Source organism: Bacillus sp. LR_5 (genome assembly GCF_042709275.1).
Genome location: NZ_JAVAXX010000028.1, coordinates 24,123 through 42,503, shown reverse-complemented (window position 1 = coordinate 42,503; position 18,381 = coordinate 24,123). Strand labels below are relative to the sequence as shown.

Below are 18,381 nucleotides of genomic sequence, written 5' to 3'. Positions count from 1 at the left end.
GCTTGTATTAGCGCTGTTAACTGTGGTTTTCGTCCTTGGGGGATGCAGCAATGCTTCAGTACTAGATCCGAAAGGACCTGTAGCTGAACAGCAAAGTGATTTAATCCTGTTATCTATCGGATTTATGCTGTTTATCGTCGGGGTCGTCTTTGTTCTATTTACCATTATTTTAGTAAAATACCGCGACCGTAAAGGCAAAGATAATGGATCTTATAACCCAGAAATTCACGGTAACACGTTTTTAGAAGTAGTCTGGACAGTGATCCCAATTTTAATCGTCATTGCACTTTCTGTGCCAACAGTACAGACGATATATTCGTTAGAAAAAGCTCCTGAAGCAACAAAAGACAAAGAGCCTCTTGTTGTTTATGCTACTTCGGTAGACTGGAAATGGGTATTTAGCTACCCTGAACAGGATATTGAAACGGTCAACTACTTAAACATTCCTGTCGACCGCCCGATCTTGTTCAAAATCTCATCTGCAGATTCAATGGCTTCGCTATGGATTCCTCAGCTTGGAGGGCAAAAATATGCGATGGCAGGAATGCTGATGGATCAATACTTACAGGCTGACAAAGTGGGTACTTACGAAGGCCGCAACGCGAACTTCACAGGTGAACATTTTGCAGACCAAGAGTTTGATGTGAATGCAGTCACAGAAAAAGACTTTAACAGCTGGGTGAAAAAGACTCAGAACGAGGCTCCTAAGCTGACAAAAGAGAAGTATGATGAATTGATGCTTCCTGAAAATGTGGACGAATTAACGTTCTCTTCTACTCACTTGAAATACGTTGATCACGGACAAGACGCTGAGTACGCGATGGAGGCGCGCAAACGCCTTGGCTATCAAGCCGTTTCACCGCACTCTAAAACAGATCCGTTTGAAAACGTAAAGAAAAACGAATTTAAGAAGTCTGATGATACAGAAGAATGATATTGATCAGGAAAGGAGGAAGCCTGCATGAAATTCAAATGGGACGAATTTTTCGTAACTGGTGACCCATTAATTCTGGGCGCACAAGTTTCCATTGCGCTTTCAACCATTGCCATTATTTTTGTACTGACTTACTTCAAAAAGTGGAAATGGCTGTGGTCTGAATGGATAACTACTGTTGACCATAAAAAACTCGGAATCATGTACATTATATCTGCTGTAATTATGTTATTCCGCGGCGGTGTCGACGGTCTGATGATGCGTGCCCAGCTAGCGCTTCCGAATAACAGTTTTTTAGACTCAAACCACTATAATGAAATTTTTACAACTCACGGTACAATCATGATCATCTTCATGGCGATGCCGTTCTTAATCGGTCTTATCAACGTTGTTGTGCCTCTTCAAATCGGTGCCCGCGACGTTGCGTTCCCTTACTTGAACAACCTGAGCTTCTGGACGTTCTTTGTAGGGGCGATGCTTTTCAATATTTCTTTCGTTATCGGAGGTTCTCCGAACGCAGGCTGGACGAGTTATATGCCGCTTGCAAGTAACGACATGAGCCCTGGGCCGGGTGAGAACTACTACCTCCTCGGACTTCAGATTGCCGGTATCGGTACCCTGATGACAGGGATTAACTTTATGGTAACAATCTTAAAAATGAGAACAAAAGGCATGACTTTAATGCGTATGCCAATGTTCACATGGACAACACTGATCACAATGGTTATTATCGTGTTTGCGTTCCCTGTACTTACAGTAGCATTAGCACTTTTATCATTTGATCGTTTGTTCGGCGCTCACTTTTTCACATTGGAAGCAGGCGGTATGCCGATGCTTTGGGCTAACTTGTTCTGGATTTGGGGACATCCTGAAGTATATATCGTTATTCTTCCGGCGTTTGGTATTTTCTCAGAAATCATCTCAAGCTTTGCAAGAAAACAATTGTTTGGTTACAAAGCGATGGTTGGTTCTATTATCGCCATCTCTGTATTGAGTTTCTTAGTTTGGACTCACCACTTCTTCACAATGGGGAACAGTGCGTCCGTTAACTCATTCTTCTCAATTACGACAATGGCAATCTCAATCCCAACCGGGGTTAAAATCTTTAACTGGCTCTTTACAATGTATAAAGGCCGAATCAGCTTTACAACACCTATGCTGTGGGCGCTTGCGTTCATTCCTAACTTCGTTATCGGCGGGGTTACAGGGGTTATGCTTGCGATGGCAGCAGCGGATTATCAATACCATAATACGTACTTCCTTGTATCTCACTTCCACTATGTGCTGATCGCGGGTACTGTATTTGCTTGTTTCGCCGGATTTATTTTCTGGTATCCAAAAATGTTCGGCCACAAGCTGAACGAAAGAATCGGAAAATGGTTCTTCTGGATCTTTATGATCGGGTTCAATATTTGTTTCTTCCCGCAATATTTCTTGGGGCTTCAAGGCATGCCTCGCCGTATTTACACATACGGACCGAATGACGGCTGGACAACATTGAACTTTATCTCAACTGTCGGAGCTTTCATGATGGGTGTAGGATTCTTAATCCTTTGCTATAACATCTACTACAGCTTCCGTTACTCTACTCGTGAAATCAGCGGAGATTCATGGGGTGTGGGACGTACGCTTGATTGGGCGACTTCTTCTGCGATTCCGCCGCATTACAACTTTGCGGTGCTTCCTGAAGTCAAATCTCAAGATGCATTCCTGCATATGAAAGAAGAAAAAACTGAATTATACCCTGAAAGCAAATTCAAGAAAATCCATATGCCAAGCAACTCAGGCAGACCGTTCTTTATGTCTGTTGCCTTCGGTCTCGCTGGCTTTGGACTTGTCTTTGAATGGTACTGGATGGGCGTAGTCGGATTGATCGGAGTCCTGCTCTGCATGGTTCTGCGTTCATTCGAATACGACAACGGCTACTACATTAGTGTTGATGAAATAAAAGAGACGGAAAGAAAGATTTCCGAATAAGGAGGCGTGAGTTATGGAACATGCAGAACACGGCAATTCTAACGCGCCTATGGAATATCAATCTGAAACCGGCAGACTTAATATTCTCGGGTTTTGGATCTTTTTAGGGGCAGAAATTGTGTTGTTCTCAACACTATTTGCAACCTTCTTCGTTCTTAAAAACAGAACAGCTGGAGGTGTCTTGCCAGACGAACTATTTGAAGTCAATCTGGTAATGATTATGACGTTCTTGCTGCTGATCAGCAGCTTTACCTGCGGGATCGCTGTTCATGAAATGCGCCGCGGAAGTTTAAAAGGCGTAGTCATTTGGACAATTATCACTCTTCTTCTCGGTGCCGGCTTCGTCGGATGCGAGATCAACGAGTTTGTTCACTATGTACATGAAGGAGCGGCTCTCAGTACAAGTGCGTTCTGGTCTGGATTCTTTGTTTTACTTGGAACTCACGGAACTCACGTAACAATCGGGATTTTCTGGATCACAGGAATTCTGATTCAGTTGAAGAAACGCGGCTTAACTCCGCAAACTTCATCTAAAATCTTTATCTCAAGCTTGTACTGGCACTTCTTAGATGTTGTATGGATTTTCATCTTTACAGGTGTCTATCTCATGGGATTGGGGGGTCTGTAAAATGGCAAACAAATCTGCTGAACACAGTCACTTTCCATGGAAACACATTGTAGGTTTTATCCTGTCTATCGTTTTGACCCTGCTGGCTCTATGGGTTGCAGTGTATACTGACCTGAGCTCATCAGCAAAACTTTGGATTATCTTCGGCTTCGCCTTCATTCAGGCGGCGCTGCAGCTTCTCATGTTCATGCATATGACAGAGAGCGAAAACGGCACGATCCAAGTCGGAAACACACTGTTCGGATTCTTTGGCGCGATCGTTATCGTACTTGGATCCATCTGGATTTTCGCGGCTCACTATCACCATGGTGACCATATGGACGGAAATCCTCCTGGAGGCGCTGAACACTCAGAGCATTCTGGCCATAACGAATAATACAAAAAACCCTCTTCATTGGAAGAGGGTTTTTTGCTGTCTTCAGCTGCTTCGCTTTCTGCGAAGATACGGAAGGCCGTAAATGATAAATGCGGCGATATGAGCGACAATGACGTTAACGGCAAACAAGATAATCATGAGAGTGTGTCCAAGTGGAGAAAGGCTTTCTGTTGCGTAAAAGAAGAAGAATACCCACATTAAAATGATTGGCGGAATAGCTGAGAGTGCGACTTTTTTGTTATCAAGCCAAATAAAGAGAGGCGTTGCGCTGGCAACCAATAAGTAAGCAAAAAACATGTCCATCATACCCGTCTCCTTTCATTTTGTGATAACGTTTACAAAAATGAAATAGAGGAACTGAGTTGTGTCTGTTTTGCGATTGTTTTTTGAACATTCTGTTACAATTATTATACCATGTTTTCCAGAAATTGATACGTGTTTTTGCAGAAATGGACTGGATCTATCGTCTTATTTTTTTGTTTAATGTGCTAGGAGAATGTATGGGCATGGGGCTCTGAATTTTTAGCTATTTCTATATGAGGTATCACATTATTTGGGAACATAACGCATTATCGCATTCGTTTTTTAACAAGTTCTTTTGGTATGGCGTTTTTTTCATTTGAAAAGTTTTGTGTCAATCGAAACATTTCGGTTTATGATACGTCATATTTCGTGTAGCTGAAAAAGTGCCGCAAATGCTGAAAAAACATAAAAGGAAGCGAGCTTCACGTGTCATCTTGAACGTGGTTCATGTATAATAAACATTAGTGATTTTCCGATGAAAATGTAAGGCGGGATAGAATGAGTCGATATAAGAAACAGCAAAGCCCCTTTTATCAGGGGGATTTGATTTTTATATTTGGTGTGTTTTTTATTATAAGCGTAGTATCAATTTATGCTGCCGGTCAGTTTGGGCAGTATGGGAACACGGATTGGATTCAGCAAATTGTGTTTTATCTTTTGGGGGCTGTTGCCATTACAGTTCTTTTGTACTTTGATTTAGAACAGCTTGAAAAGTTAAGTTTATATATTTTTATCATTGGTATTTTATCTTTGATTATTCTCAAAATCAGTCCCGAGTCTATTGCACCTGTTATTAAAGGGGCAAAAAGTTGGTTTAGGATCGGTAGAATAACAATACAGCCGTCAGAGTTTATGAAGGTTGGTTTGATTATGATGCTTGCTTCAGTTATTGGAAAAGCTAATCCTAAAGGAGTTCGGACGCTTAGGGATGATATCCACTTGTTATTAAAGATTGCGGGTGTCGCAGTTATTCCTGTAGGTCTTATCCTGATGCAGGATGCTGGGACTGCGGGAATATGTATGTTTATCGTTCTTGTAATGGTTTTTATGTCAGGGATAAACTGGAAATTGATTGCGATCATAGCTGGTTCAGGTATCTTACTCATTTCATTAATTTTATTAGTAATGATAAACTTTCCTGACGTTGCTAAATCAGTTGGAATACAGGATTATCAAATTAAGCGGGTCACTTCTTGGGTGTCTGCTTCAAATGAGACACAGGAAGATTCAAATGACAGCTGGCAAGTTGACCAGGCCATCATGGCAATAGGATCTGGTGGTATTTTAGGTAATGGTATTTCTAATTTGAAGGTTTATGTTCCAGAGAGTACGACTGACTTTATCTTTTCTATAATAGGTGAGTCATTTGGCTTTATAGGCTGTGCAATTGTTGTCATCATGTTCTTCTTTTTAATCTACAGGCTTGTTGTTCTGATAGACAAAATACATCCGTTTAACCGTTTCGCTTCTTTCTTTTGCGTTGGCTATACGGCGTTAATTGTGATCCACACATTCCAGAATATCGGAATGAACATCGGCATTATGCCTGTTACCGGGATTCCGCTGCTGTTTGTCAGCTATGGGGGAAGCTCGACACTTTCCACGTTAATCGGATTTGGGATTGTATATAATGCAAGTGTGCAGCTGACGAAATACAGAAGTTATCTTTTTAATTCTTAATATGCAGACAGCCTTTACAGAGGCTGTCTTTTTTTGTTCAGAGCATTTCGCTTTTGAGATCACTTTTTTTCGGATATGATAAAAAGTGATAAGGAGGTTTTTGTGATGAATAACACAATCGAAACCATTTTGAATCATCGGTCAATCCGGTCTTTTACTGATCAGCTTTTGACAGCTGAAGAAATTGATACATTAGTGAAAAGTGCGCAGGCTGCGTCTACATCCAGCTATGTGCAGGCATATTCGATTATCGGGGTTTCTGATCCTGAGAAAAAACGTGAGCTGTCCGTGCTTGCTGGGAATCAGCCTTACGTTGAGAAGAACGGACACTTTTTTGTATTTTGTGCGGATTTGTACCGCCATCAAAAACTGGCTGAGGAAAAAGGTGAACATATTTCTGAGCTGCTCGAGAATACAGAAATGTTTATGGTTAGCTTAATTGATGCGGCGCTGGCAGCGCAAAATATGAGCATTGCCGCTGAATCCATGGGGCTTGGCATTTGCTATATCGGCGGCATTCGGAATGAACTGGACAAGGTGACAGAGGTGCTGCAAACGCCTGACCATGTGCTCCCGCTTTTCGGACTGGCAGTAGGCCATCCTGCGAACCTTTCCGGCAAAAAACCGAGATTGCCAAAGCAGGCCGTTTATCATGAGAATACGTATAATGTGAACACAGACGATTTCCGTCATACTATGAATACGTATGACAAAACCATTTCTGATTACTATAGAGAAAGAACAAACGGGCAGCGGGAAGAAACGTGGTCCGATCAAATACTGAACTTTATGAAGCAAAAGCCGCGTACGTATTTAAATGACTACGTGAAAGAAAAGGGCTTTAATAAAAACTAAAGCAAACCTCTCCGTCTGGAGGGGTTTTTATGTTTCACGTGTAACATATTCCGACAAATAGGGACAGGCTTTCACAAATAAATGGCGAATGATAGGGGACACTGATAAGCAGTGTGAGCGGCTTTGGAGAAAAAATAGGGGATCAGTGATACGATGAGGATGAGGTGGTAGGGATGGTTTCATTAAGTATATTAGATCAATCTCCAGTATCAGAGGGCAGCAATGCAGAAACGGCCTTACAGCAAACCGTTGCGCTTGCCCAAGCTGCTGAGGACCTTGGATATAAGAGATTTTGGGTTTCTGAGCATCACTTTTCAAAACGGCTGGCAGGGTCCAGTCCTGAGGTGCTAATCAGTCATATAGCGGCGAAAACAAAGCGAATCCGTGTTGGATCAGGAGGAGTCATGCTGCCGCATTACAGTGCTTATAAAGTAGCTGAAAACTTTCGTGTTCTGGAGGGGCTGACACCAGGAAGAATTGACCTGGGGCTTGGCAGAGCACCGGGGGGAATGCCGATTGCATCATGGGCGCTGAATGACGGCGGTAAGCGCAATGCTGATCAATATCCGCAGCAAATCAAGGAGCTGACCATGTATTTGCATGATTTGGCGGATGATAAACACCGTTTTCCAAATCTGACGGCTGCGCCGCATATTTCAACGGCTCCGGATGTGTGGCTGCTCGGCTCATCTGGAGAAAGCGCGCTGCTCGCAGCTGAATCTGGCGCTGGCTATATGTTTGCCCATTTTATCAATGGAGAGGGCGGAGAGGGTACTGTCAGACAGTATAAGAGGCGATTCAAACCATCTGTGTTAGGAGATACGCCTCGAGCGGCAGTTGCTGTTTTTGTTCTTTGTGCTGACACGGAGGAGAAGGCAGAGGAGCTTGGGGCTGTGCTTGATTTTACACTTTTGGCGGGAGAGCAGGGTATTCCTTTAGAGGGAGTTCCTTCGTATAAAGCTGTTCGGAAAAATACGTATTCTCCTTATGAACAGAGACGAATTGCTGATAATCGAAATCGAATGATTGTCGGTACGAAAGAACAGGTTAAGGAGCGGCTGCTAGCTTTGAGTAAAGCGTATGAAACAGAGGAAATCATGGTGGTGACCATCACACATCATTTTGAAGATAAGCTCCGATCGTATCGATTATTGCAGGAGGCGTTTGCTGACTGATCTTTAAAAAGCCCTGCCGATTCGGCAGGGCTTTTTCTTATTCAACAGTGAAAGGTTCTTCGGTCAAAACCTGGCTTGACTTGCCTTTGTTCGCGGCATATGCGAGCAAGTAATACTCTCCGGCCGGAAGTTTGGTTCCGCCATTAATCGTGCCATCCCAGTCAAAGTACTGGTAACCTTTATCTTGGTTTTTATAAATGCCGGCTTGGCCGGCGAAATCAAGGTTGCTGTCATAGACGAGGAACGCCAGCTCTTCCGCTCCCGCAGGAAGGTAGGTTTCAATTTGATAGGTACCTTGTACAGTCCCTTCGCTGACAGAGACAGATGTGACTCTCGGATAATCGGGCTCTTTCACAATCAGCAATGTAGGTACCTTAGCGACTGTTTTTCCGCCTTCTCTGACGATAACCGTTCCTTCATAGGTGCCAGCTTTTGTTTTCTTCGTATTGACCTTTACTTTTGCAGTGGCTTTCCCGGTTTGATGTGCCGGAATCACAACACGGCTTGTGCCGGATGTGGAAATGCCGCTGCCATTAAATGAGTATTCAAGTGTGTATGACTTTCTAATGGAAGATTGATTTTCAATCGTAAACGTTTCATTTTTTGTTTCGTTTCCGTTTTCCTTCAAGAACGTGCCGTATGAATAGCTTCCAGGTGAGACGAGCGAATCGGCTTTGATTGCGTTCATGATTCTTGCGCTGCCTGCGCCTTGAGCGTTATGCGGATATACTTCCCCATCGCTATCCTTTAAAGTGACAGCGGTATTCATGATGGCGGTTTTAATCTGTTCAACGCTCCACTTTGGTTTGGCTTGTTTAATAACGGCAACCGCTCCGGCAATATGAGGCGATGCCATGCTTGTTCCTTGTTTTGATCCGTAGCCGTATGGATGGTCAGGATCGTGTGTTGGGATCGTGCTCACGATATTGACCCCTGGCGCGGAAATATCAGGCTTAATCATCCACGTATCCATAACAGGGCCGCGTGATGAGAAATCAGCGACTTGTTCACCGAGCGCTTTTGAGACCGTCAACTTGAATGTTGTTTTTGTCTCACCAGCTTTCAGGGCGCTGACGAGTTTTTCGCCGTCTTCTAATGAAAGCTTAATCGTTGGGACAGACATGCCTGGCACATTGGCTTCAATTTCTCCAGAGAGATTGTTATACACAACCATGCCGATGGCACCGGCTTTTTTAGCGTTATCCGCTTTATCCACAAATGCAATGCTGCCTCGTTTGACAACGGCGACTTTGCCTGTCAGGTCTTTCCCTTCAAAATCCTTTTCTTCGCCGATTCCCGCTTCGACAAGCTCAACTTCTTTGTTATTGAGCGCTTTGACGTCGTCCTCTTTGTTATAGCCCATCACTTTTGCTGAAGAATAGGAGCCGAAAGTGACGGCGTATTCATTGAGCGGCAGCTGAGTCGCACCGACAGAAATCGCTTCTCTGGATGTGCCCGGCGATCCGACTGTCCAGCCGTTCGGTCCGCTGTTGCCGTTTGAGGTAACAGCGACAACGCCTTCTGACATGGCCCAGTCAAGCGCTGTGCTTGTCGCCCAGTCCGGGTTGTTTAAAGAGTTTCCGAGAGACAGGTTCATCACATCTGCCCCGTCCTGCACTGCACGTTCCACACCGGCGATGACGTTTTCCGATGTGCCGCTTCCGCCAGGCCCTAACACACGATAAGCAAGAAGTGTGGCATCAGGCGCTACGCCTTTAATTGTTCCGTTTGCAGCCACAGTTCCGGCTACGTGTGTGCCGTGGTCAGTCGCTCCGCCCCTCGGATCGCCTGTTGGTGTTTCTTTTGGATCGTAATCATTGTCCACAAAATCGTATCCTTTATATTGTCCAAAGTTTTTCTTCAGATCTGGGTGATTGTATTCAACCCCAGTGTCAATAATCGCCACCTTAATGCCTTTTCCTGTGTAGCCTAAATCCCATGCATCGTTTGCTCCGATATAAGGCGCACTGTCATCCATTTGCGGAGATACGGCGTCTTCGGAGATTGTGACGTCTTTATCCTTCATATTGTCTGTTTTATATGTGACGTTCGGGTACACCGCCTTAACGTCTTTTACCGCGAGAAGTTTTGGAATCTCATTAGCTGGAAGCTTCATAGAGAAGCCTGAGAATACCTGCTCATATTCCCGGTTTACTTTTCCGTTTTTCACCGCTTTGATTGCTTTGTTTTTTGCTTTTGTGCGAGCGGTTTTCAGCTTGCTTTTCGATTGGCTTTCTCCCGCTTCCTTCGCTTCTGCCAAGGATTTTTCTTTTAATTCCACTATAACGGTTGTTTTTTTGCTTGTCGTCATGTCGATATCACCGAATACCTCGGCTTTTTCCAGATCAGCCGACGTTTTTGAAGAAGCCGGAGCTGCCTGGACGCCCGTAATACCTGTGGATAACGCAAAAAATAAGACGAAACTTACAAGCAGAAAGCGAATGATCCCCTTTTTCAATGTGTTTCCCCCTTTGTATTTAGAAAAAATGTGAAAGGTCTAGTATATATTTCTTGAAAATTCAAAAAAATCCTTGTGTCATTTGGACCATTTATTGGAGTTTGTTTGTGTATAACGAAGGAGTTATACACAGAACCCTGTGTATAAGTGAATAAACCTGTGTATATATATAGTTAGGAATATACGTTCGCATACAAAATATAGATAGAGTTTGTGGACATGTGGATATCTCTTGTGATTAAGTTGTTCTTATCTTTGGGATAACTTGTGTATAAAGTTTTCAAAGCGGTTCTCCAATTTTCATTTCAATTCTTTCAGCTTTCAACAAAACTTCTAAAAACTAGTTGGTTTTTTCACTCATATTGTGACAAAGAATTCTCTTTCCACGGTCTATCATAGAGTCATGAGTTTTGCTAGAGCCGCTAGTTTGCGAGAAAAGAAATCGGCCGTCTTTTCTTGCGGGCTGCGGCTGAGAAAACGGGCTGCTAAAAAGGCTGCCTGCCAAAAAGAAGCGGAGGGATGTTTTTCTATGAAACGTTTGCTTGTATCTTTACGGGTGTGGATGGTCTTTTTGATGAACTGGGTGACGCCGGACAGAAAAACTGCGGCTGCCGCGGTCTATTCGGCTCAGCGTACATACCAAAGAAAGGCGGCTGTGCAGGCCGCAGGACTCGTTTCGTTTTATGAGTGGCGGATGGCTGTGAATGAGGAAGAAAAGCAGAAAGCGAAAGCCGCCGCGCTTTATAAAAGAAGATGTTTGCAAGCCTTCAAGGAATCGCCAAAGCAGGAGAGAGCGGGCCCGCATCTTTACATGGCGGTCAAAAGGAGGTAAAATCCCAGTCAAAAGCAAATTGGCGGGAGAGATAACCTCTTGAAAATCTATAAAGTATTAAACAACAATGCGGCTTTAATAAAAGAGGATGATCAGGAAAAAATCGTGATGGGGCCGGGAATCGCTTTTCAAAAAAAGAAAAATGATCTCATCCCTATGAATAAAGTGGAAAAAATCTTTGTCGTGCGCGACGAGAATGAAAAGTTCAAACAAATCCTGCAAACACTGCCGGAGGAGCATATAGAAATAGCTGAGGATATCATCAGCTATGCGGAAGGAGAGCTCGCGGCGCCGCTGAGCGATCACATTCATATCGCGCTTTCCGACCATTTGTCCTTTGCGATCGAAAGGATTCAAAATGGGCTGCTTGTGCAGAATAAATTGCTGCATGAGATAAAGGCGCTCTATAAAAAAGAATATGAGATCGGCCTGTGGGCGATCGGACATGTAAAAGAGACATTGGGCGTGTCTCTGCCTGAAGATGAAGCGGGTTATATTGCCCTTCACATCCATACGGCGAAGATGGATGCGGAGAGCATGTATTCAGCGCTGAAGCATACGACCATGATCAAAGAAATGATAGAGAAAATAGAACAATACTTTAATCGAAAGGTGGATGAAAACAGCATTTCCTATCAACGCCTTGTCACGCATTTGCGATACGCGGTCAGCCGGTTGGAATCAAATGAAGCGCTCCATCGTATGGACGAGGAGATGCTTTATTTCATCCAAAAAAAGTATTCATTCGCCTATCAATGTGCGCTGGAGCTGGCGGAGTTTTTGAAAAATGAATATCAATTACATTTGCCGGAAACCGAGGCCGGCTATATCACGCTGCATGTCCAGCGTCTTCAAGATCTCTCGGAATAACCGATTTGACTTGCAGGGAGTGATCTCTGGAAGTTTTTTTATTGATCAGGATTCAGTGTGTAGTACATCCAGCCCATCATGACTATTCCCGCGGTCAGATTGCCGAGCGTAACGGGAATTAAGTTTCTGACTGCTCCCATCAGTGTCACTGTATCAGGGTGCTCGATCAAAAGCGAGATGGCGAATGTGCACATATTGGCAATGCTGTGTTCAAAGCCGGAAATAAAGAAGCAGAAAACGAATAGCATCATGGTAAAAAGCTTTGCTCCTTCCCCTTTGAGAGACATTGGAATGAAAAAGGCGAGGCACACAAGCCAATTGCACAGCATTCCTCTGAAAAACAATTCGGAAGCCGGCGGCTCCATTTTGTGCTCTGACAAATGAATCAAAAAAGAATGAACAGAAGGCTCCTCAAAAAGTCCCGTCGCGCTGATCAGGATGGCAAACAGAATGGCGCCGATTAAATTGCCGGCATAGCTTGACATCCACAAGTACAGGGTGTCGCGCCAGCTGAGTTTTTTCCGGAGCGCGGTATAGGTGAAATAAAAGGTGTTGCCGGTAAATAAATCTCCGCCTCCGTAAGCAATCAGCAGAATAGCGGCCCCGAAAGTGACAGCGGCTGCCGGAAAGGCAAACGGAGAATCAGCCATAAAGAAATAGCTTCCTGTTTTGCTTGCGGCTGTAATGCCAAAACCAATAAACATACTGGCCAAAATGGACCGAAGCACATAACGGATTTTGCTTGAAGCGAATATGTTTTGTTTTTTCAAAGCATACTGTTCAACCTTTTGCAATGCTTGAGTTTCCATTGTCTTTTCCTGCTTTCTTTCATGATTGAGCATAGTATAGCATGATATTGTGAAGTATTTCACAATTAATTTTTACGAATTTTTGTCTACATGTTTTATCAAACTATTTAACTAAAAAAATAGTTGACGAAAACGCTGGCATGATTTATGATGAAAGCGTATTCTTAATCTGAATAAGCGGGATTGTGACTGGTAAAGCAGGCAAGACCTAAAATTTGCGTAAATGAAAAAGGATCGCTGTATCCTTTATTCGTTGGCGAATTTTAGGTCTTTTTTGTTTAAATAAAAGGGGGAGAAATAGATGGATTACAAAGAGACTGCAAAACGCCTTATTGAGCTTCTCGGAGGGAAAGAAAATATTATCAGCGCGGCTCATTGTGCAACAAGACTGCGTTTAGTGATGAAAGATGAATCAAAGATAGATCAAGCACAAGTAGAAGAGCTTGATGGCGTCAAAGGGGCTTTCAGCAGCTCTGGCCAGTACCAGATCATTTTCGGAACAGGCCTTGTGAATAAAGTATTCGATGCCTTTTCTAAAGAAGCTGATATCGAGCGTGAAGAACACGTAAATCATCAGGATGCGGCAAAAGAAAAGCTGAATCCCGCTGCGAGATTTGCGAAAACGCTTTCTAATATTTTTGTTCCAATCATCCCGGCTATTGTAGCCAGCGGCCTATTAATGGGATTGCTGGGTATGATCAATGCGTTTCATTGGATGAGCAAGGATTCTGCGCTTTTGCAGCTGCTTGATATGTTTTCAAGTGCAGCATTCATTTTCTTGCCGATTCTAATCGGGGTCAGCGCTTCAAAAGAGTTTGGCAGCAATCCATACTTGGGAGCGGTCATCGGCGGAATCATGATTCACCCGTCTCTTTTAAATCCTTGGGGATTGGCGGAAGCGACACCTGATTATATGCATCTTTTCGGATTTGATATCGCGCTTCTCGGCTACCAGGGAACTGTCATACCTGTCCTGCTTGCGGTGTATGTGATGAGCAAGGTAGAGAAATGGACGAGAAAAGTGGTTCCACATGCGGTAGATTTGCTTGTTACACCTTTTGTTACTGTAATTGTCACCGGGTTTGTTGCTTTTATCGCGATTGGCCCTCTGGGCAGAGCGCTTGGCTCCGGCATTACGGTTGCTTTAACTTATGTATATGACCATGCCGGTTTTGTGGCAGGTTTGATTTTCGGGGGCACGTATTCACTCATCGTGCTGACAGGCGTTCATCACAGCTTCCATGCGATTGAGGCTGGGCTTATTGCAGATATAGGCAAAAACTACTTGCTGCCAATCTGGTCAATGGCGAATGTCGCACAAGGCGGGGCAGGTCTTGCCGTCTTCTTTATGGCGAAAAAGGCAAAGACAAAAGAAATCGCGCTTCCGGCAGCATTTTCCGCTTTTCTCGGCATTACTGAGCCCGTCATATTCGGAGTCAATCTTCGCTACCGAAAACCGTTTATCGCCGCGATGATTGGAGGCGCATTGGGTGGGGCATATGTCGTCTTTACACATGTAGCTGCAAACGCTTACGGGTTAACGGGAATTCCGATGATCGCCATTGCGGCTCCGTTTGGCGTCAGCAACTTGATTCACTATCTGATTGGCATGGCGATTGCGGCAGTGTCAGCGTTCATTGCAGCATTTGTCATGAAGATTAATGAGGATGAGGAGAGGAAAAAATGACAGCACATGACCAGGATCTTCGTCGCCGGGCTTATGAAGAAGTGGAGAAAAAAGAGCCCATCGCTAACAGCGATCAGCACCGCCAGCATTTTCATATCATGCCGCCGGTTGGGCTGCTGAATGACCCGAATGGCGTGATTTATTGGAAGGGCAGCTATCATGTATTCTTTCAGTGGCAGCCGTTTCAGACGGGGCACGGCGCAAAATTTTGGGGGCATTATACGACACAGGATGTTGTGAATTGGAAGCGGGAAGAGATTGCGCTGGCTCCGAGTGATTGGTTTGATAAAAACGGCTGCTACTCGGGCAGCGCTGTCACGAAAGACGATCGGCTCTATCTGTTTTACACAGGAAATGTCAGGGATCAGGATGGAAATCGGGAAACGTATCAATGCCTTGCTGTTTCTGACGACGGGCTGTCCTTTGAGAAAAAGGGTGTTGTCGCCCGCCTTCCGGAAGGATATACGGCGCATTTTCGCGATCCGAAGGTATGGGAGCATGAAGGCACATGGTATATGGTGATTGGTGCGCAAACAGAGAATTTGAAAGGGCAGGCTGTATTGTTTGCTTCTGATAACCTGAGTGAGTGGAGATTTCTTGGCCCGATAACCGGCGCGGGCTTCAACGGGCTGGACGATTTTGGATACATGTGGGAATGCCCTGATTTGTTTTCCCTTCAAGGATTGGACGTGCTGATTGTTTCGCCTCAAGGGCTTGAGGCTGACGGTTTCCTTTATCAGAACGTATACCAGTCAGGTTATTTTGTCGGGTGTCTCGATTATAACAAGCCTGAACTGAAGCATGGTGATTTTAGGGAACTTGATCAAGGTTTTGATTTTTACGCGCCGCAAACACTTGAAGATAATCAGGGCAGACGAATTTTGTTTGCATGGATGGCTGTGCCTGACCAGGATGAAGGATCTCATCCGACGATTGACTATCACTGGATTCACTGCATGACGCTGCCGAGACAGCTGACAATATCAGGCGAGAAGCTGATTCAGCAGCCGCTGCCTGAGCTAAAAGCCATGCGCAGAAATGAGAAAAAAATACACATCAACATGCATGGATCATCTGGTACGCTTCCAGTGGAAAAACCTGAAAGAACTGAGATTCTGCTGGAAGACATTCATACAGAGTCAGGCTTTTCAATCAGTATCCGCGGAACGGCTACGTTTTCCTTCCATAAAGACAAGGGGATTGTTACGCTGGAACGAAAGGGCTTTGACGGAAAAAGAACAGAAGCGAGACATTGCCGCATCAAGGATTTGCATACCGTGCACATGTTTATCGACGCATCCTCTGTTGAAATCTTTATCAATAACGGAGAAGAGGTCTTTAGTGCGAGATATTTTCCTTTCCCGGGAAATCATGAAGTAACAGCCAGTTCGACCGGGAAATCTGAAATGAATGTCAGAATTTGGACACTTATGTAGAAAATCCTTCTATTTTCTTATGTGAAATCTGAGCCATCTGTGCTATTCTTCAACGATAACCTACTATTTTTTTCTGTAAAAGGAGTTGTTTTCTTGAATATACATGAACAGAAGATAACACCGGAATGTTTGGAAAAGGCTGCTAACCAAGTTGAAGATAAGCGGGAAGAATATAAGGATGTGCTGCTTCAGCTGAAAAAAATGCTTGGCGGAACAACGCCGCACAGTGAAACGGCGGAAATTCTCACGCGGGCATATGAACAAATGAAGGAATATGCACTTTTTGTTCAGTCGATAGAAACATTTTTGAGGAAATCTGCAAACAATTTAAAAATCAAATAAACGGGCTGCCGATGGGATCGGCAGTTTTTTCTGTGAAAAGTCTTCGGTGATAAAAAGGGCTGCCTCTCTGTAAGGCAGCCCCTTTTGTTTATGATTGTTGATTCAGGCGCAGTGCAGAATGCTTCGTAGGACCAACATACTGGTTTAGCGGGAAGGATTCTTTAATGACCGCTGTGATGAATTCTTTCGCTGCGTAAATGGCTTCTTTGACTTCCGCACCTTTGGCAAGCTCCGCTGTCACGGCTGCTGAGAATGTACAGCCTGCGCCATGTGTATAAGGCGTATCGATCATTTCGCTTTCAAGGACTTCCGCTGTTTCTCCGTCATAGAGAACATCAACGGCTTTCTCGTGTTTGAGTTTGCCTCCGCCTGTAATGACGACATATTGAGCGCCGAGTGCGTGAATTTTTTTCGCGGCTTCGATCATATCGTCAACTGTTTTTAGTTCATCCATGCCGCTGAGCTGGCTGGCTTCAAACAAGTTTGGCGTAATGACAGTGGCTAGCGGAGCCAATTGCTCACGCAGGGCTTGGGCGTGCTCCGGATAAAGGACTTCATTAGCACCTTTGCAAACCATAACCGGGTCAATTACCACATTTTTTAATTGTTTTTCTTTGATCGTTTTTGCCGCAAGCTCGATAATGTCAACGGTTGGCAGCATTCCTGTTTTCATGGCGTCCACGCCGATGCCGTCCGTAATTGTTGCAAGCTGGGCGCGGATTGTATCAGTATCGATCGGGAATACCTGATGGTCCCAGCTGTTGTTTGGGTCCATCGCAACGATCACCGTTAAGGCGGTCATCCCGTATACGTTTTTTTCTTGAAATGTTTTTAAATCAGCTTGAATCCCAGCACCGCCGCTTGAATCTGAGCCGGCAATGGTGAGTGCTTTATGCATAGACATGTCTTGAACCTCCATCATGTTTTGTCTTTCATTATAGTTAGATTTTCTCTGTATCACAATATAGAAGATCTATAGGAATCATTTGACAATCTCAACGGGCTTTCGTAAAATGCTACATAAGAAAACTAGGTAGGGGTTTTGAGATGTTAAATCGTGAGCTGGTTAAGGGAAGCACGGTTATATTGGTATTGACGCTTCTGAACGAGCGGCCGATGTACGGCTATGAGCTTGTAAAAGAAATGGGAAGCCGCAGCGGAAACGAACTGCAGATGAAAGAAGGGACCTTGTATCCTTCTCTTCACAAGCTTGAACGCCAAGGGTATATTTCTTCCTACTGGGAGAAGCAGGAGAAAGGACCGGACCGCAAATATTACCGGATTACAGACGAGGGCAAAGAAGCGCTGGCGGAACGCACGAAGGAATGGAGCGTATTTTCAGCCATGATGGACCGAATACTGAAGTGGAGCGGACAAAATGGATAAAGAAACATATGTATCCGAAATCAAAAGCGGGCTTAAAGGGCTTCCTGAGGGTGAGGCGATGATAGAAGAGATTGAGAGCCATATTGAACATCATCTGTTTCGCTCTTTTCAGGAAGGAAAGAGTGAGGAGGAAGCTATGCAGACTTTATTGCAGGCGTTTGGAACACCAACTGACATTGTTTCTTCGTTTAAGAAAATACAGCCAGTAACGTTCCGTGCGTTTTTGATGTTCCATCTTTTCTGTAACAGTGCCCTATTCGCTGTCGGCATTGCGATTACAATAATGCATGTATGGCTTGAATCACCGTTTGTTCAAGCAGTATGGAAAGGCATTTCTGTTTCTGTTTGGCTGATCTTAGCTGCATATATGATCTACTGGGTGCTGATTGGGTATCAAGGCGTGAAGGAGTTTGGAAAACGCGGAGAAAAGCTTGTTCTACATACGATTCTGATCTCAATGGTGCCAAACGTCACTTTTATGCTTGTTTTTCTATTCAATGTAATTCCTGCTGCGCTGTTTCAATCCTTGTTGACACCTTGGTTTGTTGGAACTTGTGCTATTGCAACGCTGTTATTTCCGTTATTTGGCCGAATGGGCTGTTATATTGGCAGGCGTCAGCTTGCCTGATTTTT

The 18,381-nt window shown here is 44.2% G+C and carries 18 protein-coding genes; 14 read left to right on the top strand and 4 right to left on the bottom strand.

Going from position 1 to position 18,381, the window contains the following annotated elements; genetic code table 11:
* From qoxA to qoxD, 4 genes are all read left to right on the top strand, one after another.
* The coding region (gene qoxA / locus RAC86_RS08970) for a cytochrome aa3 quinol oxidase subunit II (protein WP_377885510.1) at nucleotides 1–934 on the top strand (934 nt) is incomplete at its 5' end.
* A gap of 27 nt (nucleotides 935–961) precedes the next feature.
* On the top strand, nucleotides 962–2,911 hold the full coding sequence (gene qoxB, locus RAC86_RS08965) for a cytochrome aa3 quinol oxidase subunit I (RefSeq protein WP_003227407.1): 1,950 nt from the start codon (nucleotides 962–964) through the stop codon (nucleotides 2,909–2,911).
* 13 nt (nucleotides 2,912–2,924) lie between these two features.
* A complete protein-coding gene (gene qoxC, locus RAC86_RS08960; RefSeq protein ID WP_003227409.1) occupies nucleotides 2,925–3,539 on the top strand; it encodes a cytochrome aa3 quinol oxidase subunit III in 615 nt (204 codons plus the stop codon).
* A gap of 1 nt (nucleotide 3,540) precedes the next feature.
* Nucleotides 3,541–3,915 carry a cytochrome aa3 quinol oxidase subunit IV gene (gene qoxD / locus RAC86_RS08955; protein WP_003227410.1) on the top strand — a complete coding sequence of 125 codons (375 nt, stop codon included), beginning with the start codon at nucleotides 3,541–3,543 and terminating at the stop codon, nucleotides 3,913–3,915.
* A 42-nt stretch (nucleotides 3,916–3,957) separates the two neighbouring features.
* On the opposite strand, the gene ywcE is transcribed toward qoxD, so the two are convergent.
* Nucleotides 3,958–4,221 carry a spore morphogenesis/germination protein YwcE gene (gene ywcE, locus RAC86_RS08950; RefSeq protein WP_003227411.1) on the bottom strand — a complete coding sequence of 88 codons (264 nt, stop codon included), beginning with the start codon at nucleotides 4,219–4,221 and terminating at the stop codon, nucleotides 3,958–3,960.
* 495 nt (nucleotides 4,222–4,716) lie between these two features.
* Here ywcE and rodA point away from each other — a divergent pair, with 495 nt between their 5' ends.
* From rodA to RAC86_RS08935, 3 genes are all read left to right on the top strand, one after another.
* Nucleotides 4,717–5,898 (top strand): cell shape-determining peptidoglycan glycosyltransferase RodA, encoded by a 1,182-nt coding sequence (gene rodA / locus RAC86_RS08945; RefSeq protein ID WP_003227413.1) that lies wholly within the window; start codon nucleotides 4,717–4,719, stop codon nucleotides 5,896–5,898.
* A 105-nt stretch (nucleotides 5,899–6,003) separates the two neighbouring features.
* Nucleotides 6,004–6,753: an oxygen-insensitive NADPH nitroreductase gene (nfsA, locus tag RAC86_RS08940; RefSeq protein WP_017696211.1), complete on the top strand. Its 750-nt coding sequence runs from the start codon at nucleotides 6,004–6,006 to the stop codon at nucleotides 6,751–6,753.
* A 173-nt stretch (nucleotides 6,754–6,926) separates the two neighbouring features.
* Nucleotides 6,927–7,928, top strand: coding sequence for an LLM class flavin-dependent oxidoreductase (locus RAC86_RS08935; protein WP_377885509.1), 1,002 nt, complete (start codon nucleotides 6,927–6,929; stop codon nucleotides 7,926–7,928).
* A gap of 37 nt (nucleotides 7,929–7,965) precedes the next feature.
* On the opposite strand, the gene vpr is transcribed toward RAC86_RS08935, so the two are convergent.
* On the bottom strand, nucleotides 7,966–10,386 hold the full coding sequence (gene vpr, locus RAC86_RS08930; protein WP_197196301.1) for a serine protease Vpr: 2,421 nt from the start codon (nucleotides 10,384–10,386) through the stop codon (nucleotides 7,966–7,968).
* A 529-nt stretch (nucleotides 10,387–10,915) separates the two neighbouring features.
* On the opposite strand from vpr, the gene RAC86_RS08925 reads away from it, so the two are divergent.
* On the top strand, nucleotides 10,916–11,218 hold the full coding sequence (locus tag RAC86_RS08925; RefSeq protein WP_003222155.1) for a hypothetical protein: 303 nt from the start codon (nucleotides 10,916–10,918) through the stop codon (nucleotides 11,216–11,218).
* 39 nt (nucleotides 11,219–11,257) lie between these two features.
* A complete protein-coding gene (gene sacT / locus RAC86_RS08920) occupies nucleotides 11,258–12,088 on the top strand; it encodes a sac operon transcriptional antiterminator SacT (RefSeq protein ID WP_033883423.1) in 831 nt (276 codons plus the stop codon).
* 38 nt (nucleotides 12,089–12,126) lie between these two features.
* Here the strand turns inward: sacT and RAC86_RS08915 are convergent, their stop codons facing one another.
* On the bottom strand, nucleotides 12,127–12,897 hold the full coding sequence (locus RAC86_RS08915) for a formate/nitrite transporter family protein (RefSeq protein WP_088327219.1): 771 nt from the start codon (nucleotides 12,895–12,897) through the stop codon (nucleotides 12,127–12,129).
* Nucleotides 12,898–13,198: 301 nt separating this feature from the next.
* Here RAC86_RS08915 and scrA point away from each other — a divergent pair, with 301 nt between their 5' ends.
* The 3 genes from scrA to RAC86_RS08900 all read left to right on the top strand — a co-directional run bounded on the left by scrA (nucleotide 13,199) and on the right by RAC86_RS08900 (nucleotide 16,362).
* Nucleotides 13,199–14,584, top strand: coding sequence for a PTS system sucrose transporter subunit IIBC (gene scrA, locus RAC86_RS08910; protein ID WP_072175358.1), 1,386 nt, complete (start codon nucleotides 13,199–13,201; stop codon nucleotides 14,582–14,584).
* A complete protein-coding gene (sacA, locus tag RAC86_RS08905) occupies nucleotides 14,581–16,020 on the top strand; it encodes a sucrose-6-phosphate hydrolase (RefSeq protein WP_377885508.1) in 1,440 nt (479 codons plus the stop codon). Before scrA ends, sacA begins: the two co-directional genes overlap by 4 nt.
* Before the next feature lie 93 nt (nucleotides 16,021–16,113).
* Nucleotides 16,114–16,362 (top strand): hypothetical protein, encoded by a 249-nt coding sequence (locus RAC86_RS08900; protein WP_003243437.1) that lies wholly within the window; start codon nucleotides 16,114–16,116, stop codon nucleotides 16,360–16,362.
* Between the two features lie 88 nt (nucleotides 16,363–16,450).
* Here RAC86_RS08900 and RAC86_RS08895 read toward each other — a convergent pair whose 3' ends face one another.
* Nucleotides 16,451–17,266: a bifunctional hydroxymethylpyrimidine kinase/phosphomethylpyrimidine kinase gene (locus tag RAC86_RS08895; RefSeq protein ID WP_377885507.1), complete on the bottom strand. Its 816-nt coding sequence runs from the start codon at nucleotides 17,264–17,266 to the stop codon at nucleotides 16,451–16,453.
* A gap of 143 nt (nucleotides 17,267–17,409) precedes the next feature.
* Between RAC86_RS08895 and RAC86_RS08890 the strand changes: the two genes are divergently transcribed.
* Nucleotides 17,410–17,748: a PadR family transcriptional regulator gene (locus RAC86_RS08890; RefSeq protein ID WP_095844047.1), complete on the top strand. Its 339-nt coding sequence runs from the start codon at nucleotides 17,410–17,412 to the stop codon at nucleotides 17,746–17,748.
* Nucleotides 17,741–18,376, top strand: a complete 636-nt coding sequence (locus RAC86_RS08885; RefSeq protein ID WP_377885506.1) for a permease prefix domain 1-containing protein — start codon at nucleotides 17,741–17,743, stop codon at nucleotides 18,374–18,376. The genes RAC86_RS08890 and RAC86_RS08885 overlap by 8 nt, the downstream gene beginning before the upstream one ends.
* Nucleotides 18,377–18,381: the final 5 nt, after the last annotated feature.

Excerpts from the sequence above, each read along its gene's own strand:
- qoxB (WP_003227407.1), top strand. The coding sequence starts at position 962 with ATGAAATTCAAATGGGACGAATTTTTCGTAACTGGTGACCCATTAATT.
- qoxC (WP_003227409.1), top strand. The coding sequence starts at position 2,925 with ATGGAACATGCAGAACACGGCAATTCTAACGCGCCTATGGAATATCAA.
- qoxD (WP_003227410.1), top strand. The coding sequence starts at position 3,541 with ATGGCAAACAAATCTGCTGAACACAGTCACTTTCCATGGAAACACATT.
- ywcE (WP_003227411.1), bottom strand. The coding sequence starts at position 4,221 with ATGATGGACATGTTTTTTGCTTACTTATTGGTTGCCAGCGCAACGCCT.
- rodA (WP_003227413.1), top strand. The coding sequence starts at position 4,717 with ATGAGTCGATATAAGAAACAGCAAAGCCCCTTTTATCAGGGGGATTTG.
- nfsA (WP_017696211.1), top strand. The coding sequence starts at position 6,004 with ATGAATAACACAATCGAAACCATTTTGAATCATCGGTCAATCCGGTCT.
- RAC86_RS08935 (WP_377885509.1), top strand. The coding sequence starts at position 6,927 with ATGGTTTCATTAAGTATATTAGATCAATCTCCAGTATCAGAGGGCAGC.
- RAC86_RS08925 (WP_003222155.1), top strand. The coding sequence starts at position 10,916 with ATGAAACGTTTGCTTGTATCTTTACGGGTGTGGATGGTCTTTTTGATG.
- RAC86_RS08915 (WP_088327219.1), bottom strand. The coding sequence starts at position 12,897 with ATGGAAACTCAAGCATTGCAAAAGGTTGAACAGTATGCTTTGAAAAAA.
- scrA (WP_072175358.1), top strand. The coding sequence starts at position 13,199 with ATGGATTACAAAGAGACTGCAAAACGCCTTATTGAGCTTCTCGGAGGG.
- sacA (WP_377885508.1), top strand. The coding sequence starts at position 14,581 with ATGACAGCACATGACCAGGATCTTCGTCGCCGGGCTTATGAAGAAGTG.
- RAC86_RS08895 (WP_377885507.1), bottom strand. The coding sequence starts at position 17,266 with ATGTCTATGCATAAAGCACTCACCATTGCCGGCTCAGATTCAAGCGGC.
- RAC86_RS08890 (WP_095844047.1), top strand. The coding sequence starts at position 17,410 with ATGTTAAATCGTGAGCTGGTTAAGGGAAGCACGGTTATATTGGTATTG.
- RAC86_RS08885 (WP_377885506.1), top strand. The coding sequence starts at position 17,741 with ATGGATAAAGAAACATATGTATCCGAAATCAAAAGCGGGCTTAAAGGG.